The organism is Litorivita sp. NS0012-18, from assembly GCF_040371945.1.
Lineage (GTDB): Bacteria > Pseudomonadota > Alphaproteobacteria > Rhodobacterales > Rhodobacteraceae > Litorivita.
Map to the genome: position 1 here is coordinate 1,859,596 of NZ_BAABWS010000001.1, position 15,849 is coordinate 1,875,444.

General features: G+C 60.4%; 16 protein-coding genes. 7 read left to right on the plus strand and 9 right to left on the minus strand.

Features of this window, described 5'->3' with window-relative positions; genetic code table 11:
• Window positions 1–3 precede the first annotated feature (3 nt).
• The 4 genes from ABWV64_RS08930 to ABWV64_RS08945 all read right to left on the minus strand — a co-directional run bounded on the left by ABWV64_RS08930 (window position 4) and on the right by ABWV64_RS08945 (window position 4,040).
• Window positions 4–819 carry an ABC transporter permease gene (locus tag ABWV64_RS08930; protein ID WP_353344189.1) on the minus strand — a complete coding sequence of 272 codons (816 nt, stop codon included), beginning with the start codon at window positions 817–819 and terminating at the stop codon, window positions 4–6.
• Complete coding sequence (locus tag ABWV64_RS08935; protein ID WP_353344191.1) at window positions 816–1,706, minus strand: ABC transporter permease subunit; 891 nt, start codon at window positions 1,704–1,706, stop codon at window positions 816–818. Before ABWV64_RS08935 ends, ABWV64_RS08930 begins: the two co-directional genes overlap by 4 nt.
• Before the next feature lie 3 nt (window positions 1,707–1,709).
• Window positions 1,710–2,834 (minus strand): ABC transporter ATP-binding protein, encoded by a 1,125-nt coding sequence (locus ABWV64_RS08940; RefSeq protein WP_353344193.1) that lies wholly within the window; start codon window positions 2,832–2,834, stop codon window positions 1,710–1,712.
• 135 nt (window positions 2,835–2,969) lie between these two features.
• Window positions 2,970–4,040, minus strand: a complete 1,071-nt coding sequence (locus ABWV64_RS08945) for a polyamine ABC transporter substrate-binding protein (protein WP_502902630.1) — start codon at window positions 4,038–4,040, stop codon at window positions 2,970–2,972.
• Between the two features lie 161 nt (window positions 4,041–4,201).
• Here ABWV64_RS08945 and ABWV64_RS08950 point away from each other — a divergent pair, with 161 nt between their 5' ends.
• Window positions 4,202–4,924 carry a GntR family transcriptional regulator gene (locus tag ABWV64_RS08950; RefSeq protein ID WP_353344197.1) on the plus strand — a complete coding sequence of 241 codons (723 nt, stop codon included), beginning with the start codon at window positions 4,202–4,204 and terminating at the stop codon, window positions 4,922–4,924.
• 102 nt (window positions 4,925–5,026) lie between these two features.
• Entirely contained in the window at window positions 5,027–6,424 is a 1,398-nt protein-coding gene (locus ABWV64_RS08955) for an aspartate aminotransferase family protein (protein ID WP_353344199.1), read from the plus strand.
• Window positions 6,425–6,484: 60 nt separating this feature from the next.
• Here ABWV64_RS08955 and ABWV64_RS08960 read toward each other — a convergent pair whose 3' ends face one another.
• From ABWV64_RS08960 to ABWV64_RS08970, 3 genes are all read right to left on the minus strand, one after another.
• Window positions 6,485–8,002, minus strand: a complete 1,518-nt coding sequence (locus tag ABWV64_RS08960; protein WP_353344201.1) for a malonate--CoA ligase — start codon at window positions 8,000–8,002, stop codon at window positions 6,485–6,487.
• 91 nt (window positions 8,003–8,093) lie between these two features.
• Window positions 8,094–9,065 (minus strand): hypothetical protein, encoded by a 972-nt coding sequence (locus tag ABWV64_RS08965; protein WP_353344203.1) that lies wholly within the window; start codon window positions 9,063–9,065, stop codon window positions 8,094–8,096.
• A gap of 149 nt (window positions 9,066–9,214) precedes the next feature.
• The gene (locus ABWV64_RS08970) at window positions 9,215–9,919 is read right to left on the minus strand and encodes a glutathione S-transferase N-terminal domain-containing protein (RefSeq protein WP_353344205.1); all 705 of its coding nucleotides are present in this window, start codon (window positions 9,917–9,919) and stop codon (window positions 9,215–9,217) included.
• Window positions 9,920–10,065: 146 nt separating this feature from the next.
• On the opposite strand from ABWV64_RS08970, the gene mscL reads away from it, so the two are divergent.
• The 4 genes from mscL (at window position 10,066) to ABWV64_RS08990 (ending at window position 13,405) form a co-directional block, all read left to right on the plus strand.
• The gene (mscL, locus tag ABWV64_RS08975; protein WP_353344207.1) at window positions 10,066–10,482 is read left to right on the plus strand and encodes a large conductance mechanosensitive channel protein MscL; all 417 of its coding nucleotides are present in this window, start codon (window positions 10,066–10,068) and stop codon (window positions 10,480–10,482) included.
• 171 nt (window positions 10,483–10,653) lie between these two features.
• Complete coding sequence (locus ABWV64_RS08980) at window positions 10,654–11,112, plus strand: Lrp/AsnC family transcriptional regulator (protein ID WP_353344209.1); 459 nt, start codon at window positions 10,654–10,656, stop codon at window positions 11,110–11,112.
• Window positions 11,113–11,246: 134 nt separating this feature from the next.
• Window positions 11,247–12,848 (plus strand): GMC family oxidoreductase, encoded by a 1,602-nt coding sequence (locus tag ABWV64_RS08985; RefSeq protein WP_353344211.1) that lies wholly within the window; start codon window positions 11,247–11,249, stop codon window positions 12,846–12,848.
• Window positions 12,845–13,405 (plus strand): flavodoxin family protein, encoded by a 561-nt coding sequence (locus ABWV64_RS08990; protein ID WP_353344213.1) that lies wholly within the window; start codon window positions 12,845–12,847, stop codon window positions 13,403–13,405. The genes ABWV64_RS08985 and ABWV64_RS08990 overlap by 4 nt, the downstream gene beginning before the upstream one ends.
• Window positions 13,406–13,408: 3 nt before the next feature.
• Here the strand turns inward: ABWV64_RS08990 and ABWV64_RS08995 are convergent, their stop codons facing one another.
• Together ABWV64_RS08995 and rpsU are read right to left on the minus strand one after the other, a co-directional pair.
• Window positions 13,409–14,656 carry an alpha/beta hydrolase gene (locus tag ABWV64_RS08995; protein WP_353344215.1) on the minus strand — a complete coding sequence of 416 codons (1,248 nt, stop codon included), beginning with the start codon at window positions 14,654–14,656 and terminating at the stop codon, window positions 13,409–13,411.
• Window positions 14,657–14,827: 171 nt separating this feature from the next.
• Window positions 14,828–15,034: a 30S ribosomal protein S21 gene (gene rpsU, locus ABWV64_RS09000; protein ID WP_110796242.1), complete on the minus strand. Its 207-nt coding sequence runs from the start codon at window positions 15,032–15,034 to the stop codon at window positions 14,828–14,830.
• Between the two features lie 113 nt (window positions 15,035–15,147).
• Here rpsU and ABWV64_RS09005 point away from each other — a divergent pair, with 113 nt between their 5' ends.
• Entirely contained in the window at window positions 15,148–15,849 is a 702-nt protein-coding gene (locus ABWV64_RS09005; RefSeq protein ID WP_353344217.1) for a COQ9 family protein, read from the plus strand.

A 15,849-nucleotide genomic window follows, 5' to 3' on the forward strand; every position in this document is an offset into this window, starting at 1 on the left:
AGATCAGCCCCGCACGGCGGCTTGTTCCTCGGCCTGCTGGCGCAGGCTGTGGCGTTTGGACATCAGCGAGGCGGAAATCACCCCGATGGTCACGATGCCGATCATAATGGTCGACAGTGCGTTGATCTCGGGGCTGACCCCGAGGCGCACGGCCGAAAAAATCTTGATCGGCAGGGTCGTGGCGGAGGGACCGGCGGTAAAGGAGGCGATCACCAGATCGTCGAGCGACAAGGTAAAGGCCAAGAGCCAGCCCGACACCACGGCGGGCAAGATGATCGGCAAGGTCACGAGGCGAAAGGCCTGCAATTGCGTGCAGCCCAGATCAAGCGCCGCCTCTTCGAGGGCGCGATCAAAGCTCACTAGCCGCGAGGAAACCACGACCGAAACATAGCACATCGCAAATGTCGTATGGGCGAGGATGATGGTGAAAATCCCGCGGTCCAATCCGATGCCGATGAACAAGAGCAAGAGCGACAGGCCGGTGATCACCTCGGGCATCACCAAAGGCGCGTAGATCATGCCGGAAAACAGCGTGCGCCCGCGAAACCGCCCCGCGCGCACCAGAACATAGGCCGCCATCGTGCCCAAAACCGTCGCCAGCGTCGAGGAGGCCAGCGCCACCTTGATGGTCACCCAAGCGGCGTCCAAGAAGGCCTCGTTGCCCAACAGCTCGGCATACCATTTGGTCGAAAAGCCCGCCCAGACGGTCACCAGTTTGGACTCGTTGAACGAATAGACCACAAGGATCACCATCGGCAGGTATAAAAACACGAATCCCAGCGTAATAGAGACTGTATTGAACCATGACATGCGTCTCATTGGTCTGCCTCCCGCGCCTTTTGCTCGTTGCGTTGGAACAGGATGATCGGCACGATCAGCAAGAGCAAAAGCACAACCGCGACGGCGCTGGCCACGGGCCAGTCACGGTTGGAGAAGAACTCTTCCCACAGGACTTTGCCGATCATCAATGTGTCCGACCCGCCCAAGAGCGAGGGAATGACGAATTCACCAAGCGCGGGGATGAAGACCAGAAAACACCCCGCGATAACCCCGCCTTTGGACAGCGGAAAGGTCACCAGCCAAAAGGCCGACAGCCGCGAGCAGCCAAGGTCTTCGGCCGCCTCGATCAATGATCCGTCCAGCTTCTCGAGCGCCGCATAGATCGGCAGGATCATGAAGGGCAGATAGGTATATACGATGCCGATATAGACCGCCCAATTGGTGTTGAGGATGATCAGCGGCTCGGAGATCAGCCCCAAGGACAGCAGCAGTTGGTTGAGATAGCCCTCTTGGCTCAAAATCCCCATCCACGAATAGACGCGGATCAAGAAGCTGGTCCAGAACGGCAAGATGATGAGCATCATCAAGGTGGGCCGCCATTCGGGGCGGGCGGCGGCCATGGCATAGGCGATGGGATAGCCGACGAGTAGGGTGAAAAACGTCGAAACGGCGGCGATTTTCAAGCTCGACAGATAGGCTTTCCAATAGAGCGCATCTTGGGTCAGGAAGGTGAAATTTTCAAAATCCAGCCCTTGGAAGAAGCTGCGGATGCCCTCCCATCCGCCGTCGAGATCGAGCTTGGGCGTATAGGGCGGGATCGCCAAAGCCGTGTCGGAGAGCGAGATTTTCAACACGATCAAAAAGGGCACCAAGAACAGCGCCGCAAGCCAGACATAGGGCACCGCGATGAGGACAAACCGGCGCATCGCTCAGCGCTCCAACACGACGGCGGCGGTGTCGGTCCAATTGAGCCAGACGCGGTCTTCCCACGTCAGTTCGCGGCGCGACAGGCGGCGGGTATTGGCGGTTTGCGCCTTGATCATGAGGCCGTCCGCCACCTCGACGTGATAGGTCGACAGGTTGCCCAAATAGGCGATGTCGATGATTCTGCCCTCGACGGCATTGACCTCGTTTTCGGGCTTTTGCGCAGAGATAGAGACTTTTTCAGGCCGGATTGCGAGGCTGATACGCTGGCCTTCGGCGAGCACCTGTTTGGTTTTGGCGACGAAAGGCGCCTGCCCCTCGGCCCAGCGGACCTCATAGCCATCGGCACAGGGCGAGGCCGCGCCTTCGATGATATTCACATCACCGATGAAATCCGCGACATAGACGCTATTGGGCGCTTCATAGATTTGCGCGGGGGTTGCGACTTGAACGATCTGGCCCTCGTCCATCACCGCCACGCGCGAGGCGACGGTCATCGCTTCTTCTTGGTCGTGGGTGACGATGACGAATGTCGTGCCGGTTTTCTCCTGAATGTCCATCAATTCGAATTGCGTGTCTTGGCGCAGCTTCTTGTCCAGCGCGCCCAAAGGCTCGTCCAGAAGCAGCAGTTTCGGCGCTTTGGCCAGCGAGCGGGCGAGGGCGACACGCTGTCTTTGCCCGCCGGAAATCTGATGCGGTTTGCGGCGCGCGAATTTGCTCAGCCGCGTGAGTTTGAGCATCTCTTCGACACGCGCGGCGATCGCGTTCTTGCCGTGCCCCTCGCGTTTGAGGCCAAAGGCGATGTTGTCCCACACCGACAGATGCGGAAACAGCGCGTAGCTTTGGAACATCATGTTCACGGCGCGCAAATTGGGCGGCACGCCTGCCATGTCTTGCCCCGCGATCAGGATTTGCCCTTGGCTGGGATTTTCGAAGCCTGCCAGCATCCGCATCATCGTGGTTTTGCCGCAGCCCGACGGGCCGAGCAGCGCGAAAAACTCGCGCGCATAAATGTCTTGGGTCAGGTTATCAATCGCGACGAAATCGCCGAACCGTTTGGTCACGCCCTTGAACTGGATGAGCGGAGTCTCTTTGGGATCATCCCACGGGGCGAAGACGTTTTGTGCCATATTAGTCCCTGATCTGTATTCATGGAGCCAGATGTTGCCTGCGGCTTTGGCCGTCTTGTCGGCAGCGGCTTGCCAAAGCTTGCCGCATGGCAAACCGCCCGCACCGAGGGGCGCGGGCGGCGGTTGGTGCGGGCCTTAGGTGCCCGATTTGATTTTGGTCCAAAGACGGGTCACGACCCGCTGCACCTTGGCGTCATAGGGCGTGGTGGTGAAGAGGTTGTCCATCGTTTCCGCCGAGGGGTAGATCGCCGGATCGCCGATCACATCCTCTTCGAGGAACTCTTGGCTCGCGAGGTTGCCGTTGGCGTAATAGACATAGTTCGACGCCGCCGCCATGTTTCGCGCATCCAGAATGAAGTTCAGGAACTTATGCGCGCCATCGACGTTGGGCGCATCGACGGGGATCGCCATCTGGTCGAACCACATCTGCGCGCCTTCCTTGGCGGCGTTATAGACGATCTCGGTGCCATTGTCGGCCTCGGCGGCGCGGTCACGCGCTTGCAAGACATCGCCCGACCAACCGACGGCCACGCAGATATCGCCATTGGCCAGCGCGTTGATATATTCCGAGCTGTGGAATTTCTGGATGTAGGGGCGCACGGCCATAAACACGGCTTCGGCCTTGGCGATCACTTCGGGATCGTGGCTGTTGGGATCTTCGCCGATGTATTTGAGCGCGGCAGGGATCATTTCGGCAGGCGCATCAAGGAAATGCACGCCGCATTCGGCCAGCTTTTCCATATTCGCAGGATCGAAGACCAAAGCGAGGCTGTCGAGCGGCGCGTCTTCGCCCAAAGCGGCGGTCACCTTGCCGACATTCGCACCGATGCCCGTGGTGCCCCACATGTAGTTGATCGAATAGGCGTTGTCGGGATCATACTGCGCGGTGCGCGCTGCGACCTTGTCCCACACATTCGCGTGGTTGGGCAATTTGGACAAATCGAGCTTTTGGAAGGCGCCAGCGGAAATCTGGCGCTGCAAGAAGGTGCCCGTGGGCACCACAACGTCATAGCCCGACCCGCCAGCCAGCATTTTCGTCTCGAGCAATTCGTTGCTGTCAAAGACGTCATAGATCAAATCAATACCGGTCTCTTCCTCGAATTTGGTCAGAAGCTCCTCGTCGATATAGTCGGACCAGTTGTAAACCCGCACTTCCTCGGCGAAAGCGACGCCCGCGCACAGCGCCAGCGTTGCGGTCATGGTCATCAATGGATGTCTCATTTGGTTCTCCCGTTGTCTTCGCTTCGGGCGCTGCAGCGGCCGCGAGGAAGATTTGATCAAGTTCTGTCCGTGGGACATTATAGCAATCTATTCATGGTCGCGCTAAACTGGCAAGAGATCAGATGTGCAGGGGAAGAGACGGGAAGATGAAAATCGTTGCAGATGCCCAAGAAATCACCGGCGCAGACGCGGGCGGTGCGCCGCCCGCTGCAGGTGCGCCTGCGCATCAGCTGATCTATGAGGCGCTGCGCGCGTTGATTCTCTTTGGCGAACTGGCTCCGGGCGAGGCGGTGACCATCGCGGGGCTGAGCACGCGGATGGAGGCGGGGGTCACGCCGGTGCGCGAGGCGATCCGCCGCCTGACCGCCGAAGGGGCCTTGGCCGCCTTGGGCAATCGCCGCGTCATTGTGCCCGAGCTTTCGGCGCAAAATATCTCCGAAATTATCTATGCACGGCAATGTCTTGACCCTGAACTTGCGCGCCGCGCCACCCTGCGGGCAAAGGATGCCGATATCGCGCGGCTGGAGGTCATCGACGCAGCCTTGGACCTTGCGATTCTGCGCGGCGACCAGCGGCAATATCTCGAGCAGAACTATCGTTTTCACGCCTGTTTCTATGACCTCGCCGATGCGCCGGTTCTGGCCGATATGGCGCGCGGTCTGTGGCTGCGCTTCGGGCCGTCATTGCGGGTGATCTGCGGGCGGCTCGGCACGCAAAACCTGCCCGATATGCATAAGTCGATGCTGGCCGCGATGCGGGCGGGGGACGCTGACGCGGCGGCAGCAGCCATGCGCGAAGACGTGGGCCAAGGCATGGGCCATGTCGCCCAGAGCCTCGAGATGCCGCTCATGGCAGAGCGATTCGATTGACTCGGCATAATTTGATCATATTCTGATCGCAGACAATTCCGCGCCCCCAAGGCTCATGCCAAAGACGCGGCCCGCTTACCCCTAATGCAAGGAGGCCCAGAAATGGCCACCATTACCAACCACATGCCCACCGCCGAATTGCAAGCGCTGGACGCCGCGCATCACATCCATCCGTTTTCGCATCAAGCAAGCCTTGCCAAAAAAGGCGCGCGCGTCATCACACGGGCCGAAGGCGTCTATCTGACCGACAGCGAAGGCGAGAGGATCCTTGACGGGATGGCGGGGCTTTGGTGCGTGAACGTCGGTTACGGGCGCAAGGAACTGGCCGAAGTGGCCGCGCGGCAAATGAACGAATTGCCCTATTACAACAGCTTTTTCCAAACCACCCATGTGCCGGTCATCGCCCTGTCCAAACGGCTTGCCGAACTGGCGCCGGGGGATTTGAACCATGTGTTCTACGCAGGCTCCGGCTCGGAGGCGAATGACACGAATATCCGCATGGTGCGCACCTATTGGGATCAAAAAGGCAAACCGACCAAAAAAACCATCATCAGCCGCAAGAACGCCTATCACGGCTCCTCGGTCGGCAGCGCCAGCCTTGGCGGGATGGCGGGCATGCATGCCCAAGGCGGCATTCCGATCCCCGACATCCACCATATCGACCAACCCAACTGGTGGGCCGAGGGCGGCGATATGAGCCCCGAAGACTTCGGATTGGAGCGCGCGCAGCAGCTTGAAAAGGCGATCTTGGAACTGGGCGAAGACAATGTGGCGGCCTTCATCGCCGAGCCGGTCCAAGGCGCGGGCGGCGTGATCGTCGCGCCCGATAGCTATTGGCCCGAGGTACAGCGCATCTGCGACAAATACGAAATCCTTCTCATCGCTGATGAGGTGATTTGCGGGTTCGGCCGCACCGGCAATTGGTTCGGCAGCCAGACTTTGGGCATCCGCCCCGATATCATGACCGTGGCCAAGGGGCTGTCCTCGGGCTACATGCCCATCGGCGCCTCGATCGTCAGTGACGAGATCGCCGAAGTGATCGGCAATTGCGAATTCAACCACGGCTATACCTATTCGGGCCATCCGGTGGCCTGCGCCGTGGCGCTCGAAAACCTGCGCCTGCTGGACGAAGAAGGCATCGTCGAGCGCGCCGCCACAGAGATCGCGCCCTATTTGAAAGAAAAGTGGGAGAGCCTTCTCGACCATCCGCTGGTGGGCGAGGCCAAGATCGTCGGCCTGATGGGGTCGATTGCGATGACGCCCGATAAGGCGAGCCGCGCGAAATTCGCCTCTGATCCTGGCACGATTGGCTATATCTGCCGCGACCGTTGCTTTGCCAACAATCTGGTGATGCGCCATGTCGGCGACCGGATGATCATTTGCCCGCCGCTGGTGATCACCAAGGAGGAAGTCGATCTTTTGATCGCGCGGGCGCGTAAATCCTTGGATGAAACCTTGGAAAAAGCCACCGCCGACGGGTTGATGGTCGCGGCCAGCTAGGCCGTTTTAGGCGCAAATAGTGACTGTTTTGAGGGCCCGCGCATAGGCTTGCGCGGGCCTTTATGTTGCGGTGAACATATCCGCAAAATCTTGGCGCAGCAGGTTCTTTTGCACCTTGCCCATGGCGTTGCGCGGCAGGGCCTTCATCACGACATAGGCCTTGGGCTGCTTGAATTTGGCCAAGACCTTTGCCGCCGCCGCGCCGATGGTATTGCTGTCCAATTCAATGCCGTCCTCGGGCACCAGAATGGCCACAACGCCCTCGCCGAAATCGGGATGCGGCACGCCGATCACGGCGCTTTCCAACACGCCCGCCTGATCATCCAATACGCTTTCGACCTCTTTGGGATAGACGTTGAAGCCGCCGGTGATGATCAAATCCTTGCCCCGCCCGACCAAGGTGACATAGCCATCCGCCGCCCGCACGCCCAGATCGCCGGTGATGAAAAACCCGTCCTCGCGCAATTCCTCGGCGGTCTTTTCGGGCATCTTCCAATAGCCTTTGAACACATTCGGCCCGCGCACCTCGATCGATCCGATCTCGCCATCGGGCAACTGCGCGCCGGTTTCGGGATCGGTGATTTTCAACTCCACCCCGCGCAAAACCGGCCCCACGGTCCCCGCGCGCCGCTCGCCGTCATAGGGGTTTGTGGTGATCATATTGGTTTCGGTCATCCCGTAACGCTCCAGAATGCGCAGGCCGGTGCGCGCCTCGAATTGTTTGTGCGTTTCGGCCAGAAGCGGCGCAGAGCCGGAGATGAACAGCCGCATATGCGCCGTCAGGTCGCGGTCAAAACGCGCATCCTCCAAAAGCCGCGTGTAGAAGGTCGGCACCCCCATCATCGTGGTCGCCTGCGGCAACAGCCGCAGCACTTGCTCAAGGTCGAATTTGGGCAAGAACAGCATCGCCCCACCCGCCAGAAGCATCACATTGCTGGCGACAAAAAGCCCGTGGGTGTGAAAGATCGGCAAGGCATGCAGCAGCACGTCTTTGTCACTAAACCGCCATTCAGAGACCAATGTTTGCGCATTCGACAGCAGGTTCTCATGGGTCATCATCGCGCCCTTCGAGCGCCCCGTTGTCCCCGAGGTATAGAGGAAGGCGGCCAGATCATCAGGGGCGCGATCCACCGTGTCGAATGTCTCGGGCTGGCCCGCGGCCATATCGGCAAAACGGCCCTTGCCCGCGCCGTCCAATGTTTCGATCCGCGCGCCCGTGTGGGCCAGAGCGGGGGTCAATTCGGCCTCGCGCGCCCGATCACACAAGAACAGTTTTGCACCGGAGTTTTCGACGAAATAGGCCACTTCCGCGCCGGTATAGGCGGTGTTGAGCGGCAAGAAGATCACCCCCGATTGGGTGCAGGCCGCATAGATCGCCAGCATGTGCGGGGATTTTTCCAGTTGCACCGCCAAACGGTCACCGACTCCCAGCCCTGCGGCGCGCAACGCATGGGCAAAACGGGCGGCCATACGCACAAACTGCGCATGGGTGAGCACAGCGCCCTCGGGCGAAATCAAAAATGCGCTGTCTTGGCCCGCGCGGCGTCCGAAAAGCGTGTCATAGAGCGGATTGGCCATATCGCAGGGGCCTCCTTGCCTGAAAATTCCGGCCCTTCATGCGCAGAACGGGCCGGTTTGGCAAGCTTTGGCGCTCAGGGCTGCGCGCCTGTTATTCGGCGGCTTGGGGTGCGCCGCCCGCCGCGCCGTCCATCTGCGCCACCGCCTCTTGCAAGGCGCGGTGCTGCTTGCGCAGCTTCCAATTGGCCTCGCTTTGCATCAGCTTTTCCGACAAGGCAAGACCGGAGCGATAATGGCCGCGTTGCAAACAGCGGTCCAAAATGCCGACCAGCCACGGCAGGGAATTGCGCCGCGCGCGAAACATCCGGTGAAACTGTGCCTCGGTCAGCCGCCCTTGCAAGGCGGGCACCGCCAGCGTTTTGAGAAGCTCCATGCGTTTGAGTTGCGGCGGGATTTTATGGCCCAGATAGGGCACCTTGAGCGCGGTGACATTCGGGCCATCCAAGCGCTCGACATGTTTGCGGTCATAGCGCTCCATCGGGTCATAGACGATATAGGCGCGTTTGGCGGCGCGCACCCCTTCGGCGGCATCGCTATAGCGCCCGCTCCAATCGCCTTGCTTGCGCCCGTAGCGGTAGCGTTTTTCAAAGGGGACCAATTCGGTGACCAGAGAGCTTTGCGGCGCAAAGGCCAAAACCGTGCAGCCCGGAGCGGCGGGGGCAAAGGTCAGCGCGCCATAGCCGCCCATCGACGCGCCATACATCGCGACATGATCGAAGCGTTTGAAAAACCCCTCATCGCGCAGCACGTCGAAAAAATCCCAAACGTCCTCGTGGCGATACCAGTCATTGAGCCGCCCCATGACGCCCATGATGCTCCACCCTTGGGCCGACAAAAAGCTGTTGCCCCACGGCATGCGCCGCGTCTCGCGGGTGGCGGACAGGTTGTCAAAGCTGACGATCAGGGTGCGCGCGCTGTCGCTATCGCGCGGGCCGGGCAGATAGGCCGCGACATGGTTGAGCATATCATGCACGAAACCTCCACGCGCCAAAGCCGATGCTTTGACGTCGTTAAAGGCAGGGTCACGAAAACGTCCCTGCGTCAGTGTATCGGCATCCGTCACAACCATTTGCCTCGAGCTTACGCGCCTCCTTCTGCCAAAATGTTAACCGGCGGGAGGTTTGTCGCAGTCTCGCAAATTGCCCCCCGAGGGGTCAAGGTCACCGGCGGCGATGGCCGGTGACCTGTGGCGCGCAAAGCAGGCGCGCGGGGTTACGAGGCGGGGCGCGACGGGATGTTGAGACCCTTTTGCACCGCATCACGCGCTGCAAAACGGGCGACATACTCCTTGAGCCGCTCATACCCGTCCCAACCCAAAACCTCCTCGGCCTTGTAAAATGCCAAGGCGCGCAGCCATGGCGCGATGGCAATATCGGCGATGGAATAGTCACCCGCGATCCAGTCGCGATCTTGCAGTTGTGTCTCTAACACAGACAAAAGCCGCTTTGCCTCGCCGATGTAGCGTTCGCGCGGGCGGGGGTCTTCGATCTCTTTTCCCGCAAAGGCATAGAAATACCCAAGCTGCCCGAGCATCGGGCCAAGCCCGCCCATCTGGAACATCACCCATTGGATGACCTCATAGCGTTTTGCGGGATCGTCGGGCAAAAGCATGCCGGTTTTCTCCGCCAGATAGATCAGGATCGCGCCGCTTTCGAACAGGGCCAAAGGCGCGCCGTCCGGCCCGTTGGGGTCCAAAATCGCGGGAATTTTATTGTTGGGGTTCAAAGACAAAAACGCGGGGCTTTTGACATCGGCATCCGCGAGCGTCACCAGATGCGCCTCATAGGGCAGGCCGGTTTCCTCGAGCATGATCGAGACCTTCACGCCATTGGGCGTGGGGAAGGAATAGAGCTGTAGCTTGCTGGGATCGCTGGCGGGCCAGCGGGCCTGAATCGGGTGGATCAATTGGGCGGTCATCCTCGCCTCCTTTTAAAGGGTGTGGCAGTTGAGCCAACCTAGTCAATTTTCCCCGTATTAACAGGGATTAACATGTGTAAATACGTGCTATTATCTGTGCGCGGGACAGGAATTGCGAACAACCCGCTGTAAACGAGGGAAGAAAAATGCTCAAAGAGTTCAAAGACTTCATCGCCAAAGGCAACGTCATGGACATGGCCGTTGGTATCATCATCGGCGCGGCCTTCACCGCGATTGTCGGCTCATTGGTGGCCGATCTGATCAATCCGATCATCAGCCTGTTCATGGGCGGGGTCGATTTCTCGGGCCTTTATGCCCTGCTTGGTGATGGCGAATATGGCTCGATCACCGAAGCCGAAGAAGCCGGCGCTGCGGTCTTCGCCTATGGCCGCTTCATCATGGCGATCATCAACTTCCTGATCATCGCATTTGTGGTGTTCATGTTGGTCAAGGCGGTCAATTCGACCAAGAAGAAAGAAGCCGAAGTCAAAGCCGAAGAGCCTGCGGGCCCGACCGAGCTTGAGCTTTTGACGGAAATCCGCGACGCGCTTGCCAAAAAGTAAGCCCGCACCGGATGCGTGAGTGCGGCCCGCTACCCGTCGTGGTGGCGGGCCGTTTTCGTCTCTAACACGGCGCAATGCGCGGCGCGCATGATCTGCATTTCCGCCCTCGCGCGCGGCGCGCGGCTGGCGTAACCTCAGGCCAAGCATTCGTCGCAAGAAGGGCCTTCACATATGGATCTTGATCAACACGACCGGCAGATCCTGACCGTATTGCAACGCGAGGGGCGCATTTCCAACGCCGCCTTGGCCGAACGCGTGAACCTCTCGGCAAGCGCCACCCACCGGCGCGTGCAGCGGTTGGAGACCGAGGGCTATATTCGCGCCTATGTGGCCATGCTCAACGCGCGCAAGGTCGATTTGCCCACGACCGTTTTTGTCGAAATCAAACTGCAAACACAGGCCGACGAGGTGCTCGACGCCTTCGAGAAGGCCGTCGCCTTGGTGCCCGATGTTTTGGAATGCCATTTGATGGCGGGCACGGCGGATTACATCCTCAAGGTGGTCGCGGCCGATACCGATGATTTCGCCCGTATCCACCGCCAATACCTCACCCGCCTTCCGGGCGTGGCGCAAATGCAATCGTCTTTTGCCCTGCGCACGGTGTTCAAAACCACGGCGCTTCCGGTTTAGCGATCGTCGCGGCTTTGGCGCTTTGGGCCGAAATAGTCTCTGTTCTGGGGCCTCGCGCGGCGCGGTGCGCTGATGCGTTGCCAATCCCTGTGCAGGCGTTACTCTGAGCGTCACCAAGGCGGAGGAGCGCAGGGATGGAGTGGGACTATATCATCGTCGGCGCAGGCAGCGCGGGCTGCGTTCTGGCCAAACGGCTCAGTGAGGCAGGGCATCGCACATTGCTGCTCGAAGCGGGGGGGCGCGACAATTACCATTGGGTGCATATCCCGATGGGATACCTCTATTGCATCGGCAATCCGCGCACCGATTGGATGTATAAAACCGCGCCCGATGCGGGGCTGAACGGGCGGCAACTGCTCTATCCGCGCGGCAAGGTTCTGGGCGGATGCTCGTCGATCAACGGCATGCTGTATTTGCGCGGACAGGCGGCGGATTATGACGGCTGGCGGCAATTGGGATTGACCGGTTGGGGTTGGGACGATGTGCTGCCGCTGTTCAAGAAATCCGAGGACTATTTCGGCGGGCCAAACGAGGACCACGGCGCGGGCGGCGAATGGCGGGTCGAAAACCAAAGGCTGCATTGGAAGGTGCTTGACGATTGGCGCGATGCGGCGGTGGCGGCGGGAATTCCGGCCACAGATGATTTCAATCGCGGCGACAACGAGGGCGTGGGATATTTCAAGGTGAACCAGCGCCGCGGCTGGCGGATGAACACCGCCAAAGCGTTTTTGCGCACCACCAAAACCGACCATCTCAAAATCGAAACCCATGCCCATACGCGGCGTGTTCTGCTGGAGCAGGGTCGATGTGTGGGGGTGGAATACGAGCAGGGCGGCGAGATCAAAACCGCCCGTGCGCGCGGCGAGGTGATTTTGTCGGCGGGGGCGGTGAACAGCCCGCAAATCTTGCAGCTTTCAGGCCTTGGCCCTGCGGCTTTGCTGAAAAACCACGGCATCGAGGTTGCACGTGACATCGGCGCCGTCGGGGCGAATTTACAAGACCATCTGCAATTGCGCTGCGCGTGGAAATTGACGGGGGCCAAGACGCTCAACACTATGGCGAATTCGGTGATCGGCAAGGCCAAGATCGGGTTGGAATATGTCTTGCGCCGCTCCGGCCCGATGTCGATGGCGCCAAGCCAGTTGGGCGCATTCTCCAAGTCGCGCGCGGGGCTGGCCACGGCGGATCTCGAATATCATGTGCAGCCCCTGACCTTGGAGGCCTTCGGGCAACCTTTGCATGATTTTCCCGCCATGACCGCCAGCGTGTGCAACCTGCGCCCCGAAAGCCGCGGCAGCGTCGAAATCACCAGTAGCGACCCCAAGGCCGCGCCCAAGATCGCGCCCAATTACCTGAGCACCGAAGGCGACCGCCGCGTGGCGATTGATGCGATCCGGCAGGCGCGTGCGATCATGGCGCAGGCCCCGATGGCGCAATATGCGCCTGAAGAAATGAAACCGGGGGTCAGCGCGCAAAGCGATGCGGAATTGGCCAAGGCGGCGGGGGATGTGGGCACAACGATTTTCCATCCCGTCGGCACGGTCGCCATGGGTGCGCAAGAGGACGCGCCGCTGGACGAGCGGCTGCGCCTGCGCGCGGTGGCGGGGCTGCGGGTGGTGGATGCCTCGGTCATGCCGCGCATCACCTCGGGCAATACCAATGCGCCGACCATCATGATTGCCGAGAAAGCCAGCGAGATGATCCTCGCGGATGCGCGGCAAGGGGCGATGGCATGAGCACGCCCGTAAAAATCGCTTTGGCCTATTGTTCGGGCGCGGGGCATACGCGCCGTTTGGCCGAAGAGATCGCGGCGGGCGTCATGGGCGCGGGCGGCGCGCCGGTGTTGATTGATGTGACCGCGATGGACGAGGGCGATTGGGCCGCCATGGCGGGCGCCGCCGCGATTGTCTTTGGCGCCCCGACCTATATGGGCAGCGCGGCGGCCGACTTCAAAGCCTTCATGGATGCCAGCAGCGATATCTGGGTGGACCAGCTTTGGGCCGATAAACTGGCAGGCGGCTTTACCGTCGCGACCTTTGCGAGCGGCGACAAATTGTCGACCTTGATGCAACTGTCGGTCTTTGCCGCGCAGCACGGGATGGTTTGGCTCGGGCAAGGCGAAATCGGCGCGCCGGTCGATGCCGATAAGCCCGAGATCAACCAAAGCGGCGCGTGGCTTGGCCTTGCCGCGACATCGGTGCGCGACAAAACCTTGATGGTCAGCCGAGGCGACGCCGAAACCGCGCGCCGTTTCGGGGCGCGGATGGCCAAAGCGGCGCAGCGCTGGGGCTGATCCCTATTTGGGCATTTTCCAATAGGGCCCGTCTTCCTTGATCAAAACGGGCGTGCGTTTTTCCGGCGGATGCATCCGCGTCAGCAAGAGTTGCGACAGGTCGGTCAACACGCCGCGGCTTTGCGCAAAGGCATTGTGGTTGAGCGAGAAAATCTCGGTCCCCACGGCGGTCACGTCGATCGTATCAATGCCAGGCACGATGACGGGCACGCCGTTCGGCACATCGCCCAGACGCGGAAAATCATCGCGGATCTTGCTGGAGGCCAAAAGCGCGCGGTCGCTGCCGCAGGCATAGAGCGTGACGTTATTGGCGGCGTCGGTGAAATGTTCAAACACCGTGCGGAAGTATCGCGCGTCCAGATCCGGCGCCGCCAGAACCAGTTGATCAATCGCTTTGCCGCGCGCGCCGAGCCTTGTGCCCGAACGGGTCAGAAGTTCGGCCAAGGCCGCGTTGCCCATGGAATGCGCGATCACATGCACCCGCTCGACGCCGGGGGTGGTGATCACGGCCTCCATGAACTCATCCATCGGTTTAACGGCGGATTTGGCGGCCTCTGTGTCATTCACATAAGACAATAGCCGCCCCTGACTGGGCCAGCTATAGACAAAGGCGGGCCCGTCAAAGCGCATGTCATAGGCGATCTGCGCGCCGCGAAACATCGCCTGATCAAAGGAGGTGTTGAACCCGTGGATAAACACCAAAGCCGCGCCTTCATAGGTTTCACTGTCGCGGGCGATCTGTGCGGCGCGGGTTTGAAACTCCTCCAAGGACAGCTCCTCGCGCGCCAGAAGGGTCATATGTTTGGCGGCGTCTTCCTTTTCCTCGAACAAGGTGATGGTGAAAATCGTGATGCGTCGCGGACGCTCGATATTGCCAAACTCATGGGCATTTTTCGGGATGGTGATTTCGGCGGTGCCAAGGGTCAGCGATTGATGCCCTTCGGCGCCGTAAGTCGGGCCGTCTTCGTCGGGGGCCTGCGGCACGCGGTTGGTGCCGTAAAACAGCCGCTGCACCACAAAATCCTCGCCGCTTGGCATGATCATTGGCTCTTCACCCACGATGATCACCGGTTCGGGGGCGGGTTCAAGAGGCACCGCATTGGGCGGCATCGGCGCAGGTTCGACCCCTGCGCTTTCTTCGGGCATCGGCGCGTTCATTTGCAAGGAGGGCAAGGCGATGACGGCAATGATGATCACCAAGGCGGCGAGCATCGCTGCGATAAGCAAAGGGCGTTTTTTGGACGCGGGCATGGGCGGCTCCGTAATGCGGAATGAAACTGCGATCTCAAATTGACTTATGGTCAACCTTACACAGCGCCGCGCAAATCACCAAACCCCGATATGCCCGAACGACAAACCCCCGCGACCTTGCGGTAGCGGGGGCTGTATTCTTATCGTGTCAAAAGCCGAAAAGGGCTGCTCTTAGAGCATACCTTCGCGCTGGAGCTTCTTACGTGCCAGTTTACGGGCACGACGAATCGCTTCAGCCTTCTCACGCGCTTTTTTGACGGACGGTTTCTCGAAATGTTGCTTGAGCTTCATCTCGCGGAAAACGCCTTCGCGCTGCAGCTTTTTCTTCAGAGCGCGGAGCGCCTGATCGACATTGTTGTCGCGAACACTAACCTGCATGTGGTTTTCACCACCTTTCTAAGTTGAATTGCAAAATTGCAGGAGGTGGCCATATAGCAAAGCCCGCCCTAGATGTCTAGTATGTTGCCAACGCTCCCTGAAAGGAGGCCGCCATGACCGACACAACCACATCCCAAGATCACGCCGCCATCAAGGAGGCGCTGCTCGATGCGGCATTGATGCACGTGGCCTTTGACGGGTGGAGCCCCGCAACCTTTGATGCGGCAGTGGCCGATGCGGGGGTCGATCCGGCGCTGGCGCGTGCGCTTTGCCCGCGCGGGGCGGTCGATCTGGCGCTGGCCTATCATGCGCGCGGGGATGCCTTGATGCTAGAGCGGCTGGCCGCGGCGGACCTGAGCGAGATGCGGTTTCGCGACCGGATCGCCGCCGCCGTGCGCTTCCGGCTAGAGGCCGCAAGCGACAAGGAAGCGGTGCGCCGCGGGACCACGCTGTTCACCTTGCCGCAAAATGCCCCTGACGGCGCGCGCGCGATCTGGAACACCTGCGATGCGATCTGGACCGCGCTGGGCGATACATCCGATGATTTCAACTGGTATTCCAAACGCGCCACCCTGTCGGGGGTCTATAGCTCTACGGTGCTCTACTGGCTGGGCGATGACAGCGAAGACCACGCGGCCACATGGGAGTTTCTCGACCGCCGCATCGACAATGTGATGCAGATCGAAAAGCTCAAAGCCAATGTGCGCGAAAACCCCGTTTTGTCGAAATTGATGGCGGGGCCGATGGCGCTTGCCTCGCGGATCAAAGCGCCCACCGCGCGTCACACCCATATGCCGGGACGCTGGTCGCGCTAG

Bases quoted from the DNA above. Each gene is read 5' to 3' on its own strand.
- ABWV64_RS08955 (WP_353344199.1), top strand. From the start codon at position 5,027: ATGGCCACCATTACCAACCACATGCCCACCGCCGAATTGCAAGCGCTG.
- ABWV64_RS08980 (WP_353344209.1), top strand. From the start codon at position 10,654: ATGGATCTTGATCAACACGACCGGCAGATCCTGACCGTATTGCAACGC.
- ABWV64_RS08945 (WP_502902630.1), bottom strand. From the start codon at position 4,040: ATGACCATGACCGCAACGCTGGCGCTGTGCGCGGGCGTCGCTTTCGCC.
- ABWV64_RS08995 (WP_353344215.1), bottom strand. From the start codon at position 14,656: ATGCCCGCGTCCAAAAAACGCCCTTTGCTTATCGCAGCGATGCTCGCC.
- mscL (WP_353344207.1), top strand. From the start codon at position 10,066: ATGCTCAAAGAGTTCAAAGACTTCATCGCCAAAGGCAACGTCATGGAC.
- ABWV64_RS09005 (WP_353344217.1), top strand. From the start codon at position 15,148: ATGACCGACACAACCACATCCCAAGATCACGCCGCCATCAAGGAGGCG.
- ABWV64_RS08985 (WP_353344211.1), top strand. From the start codon at position 11,247: ATGGAGTGGGACTATATCATCGTCGGCGCAGGCAGCGCGGGCTGCGTT.
- ABWV64_RS08970 (WP_353344205.1), bottom strand. From the start codon at position 9,919: ATGACCGCCCAATTGATCCACCCGATTCAGGCCCGCTGGCCCGCCAGC.
- ABWV64_RS08930 (WP_353344189.1), bottom strand. From the start codon at position 819: ATGAGACGCATGTCATGGTTCAATACAGTCTCTATTACGCTGGGATTC.
- rpsU (WP_110796242.1), bottom strand. From the start codon at position 15,034: ATGCAGGTTAGTGTTCGCGACAACAATGTCGATCAGGCGCTCCGCGCT.
- ABWV64_RS08940 (WP_353344193.1), bottom strand. From the start codon at position 2,834: ATGGCACAAAACGTCTTCGCCCCGTGGGATGATCCCAAAGAGACTCCG.
- ABWV64_RS08960 (WP_353344201.1), bottom strand. From the start codon at position 8,002: ATGGCCAATCCGCTCTATGACACGCTTTTCGGACGCCGCGCGGGCCAA.
- ABWV64_RS08950 (WP_353344197.1), top strand. From the start codon at position 4,202: ATGAAAATCGTTGCAGATGCCCAAGAAATCACCGGCGCAGACGCGGGC.
- ABWV64_RS08935 (WP_353344191.1), bottom strand. From the start codon at position 1,706: ATGCGCCGGTTTGTCCTCATCGCGGTGCCCTATGTCTGGCTTGCGGCG.
- ABWV64_RS08990 (WP_353344213.1), top strand. From the start codon at position 12,845: ATGAGCACGCCCGTAAAAATCGCTTTGGCCTATTGTTCGGGCGCGGGG.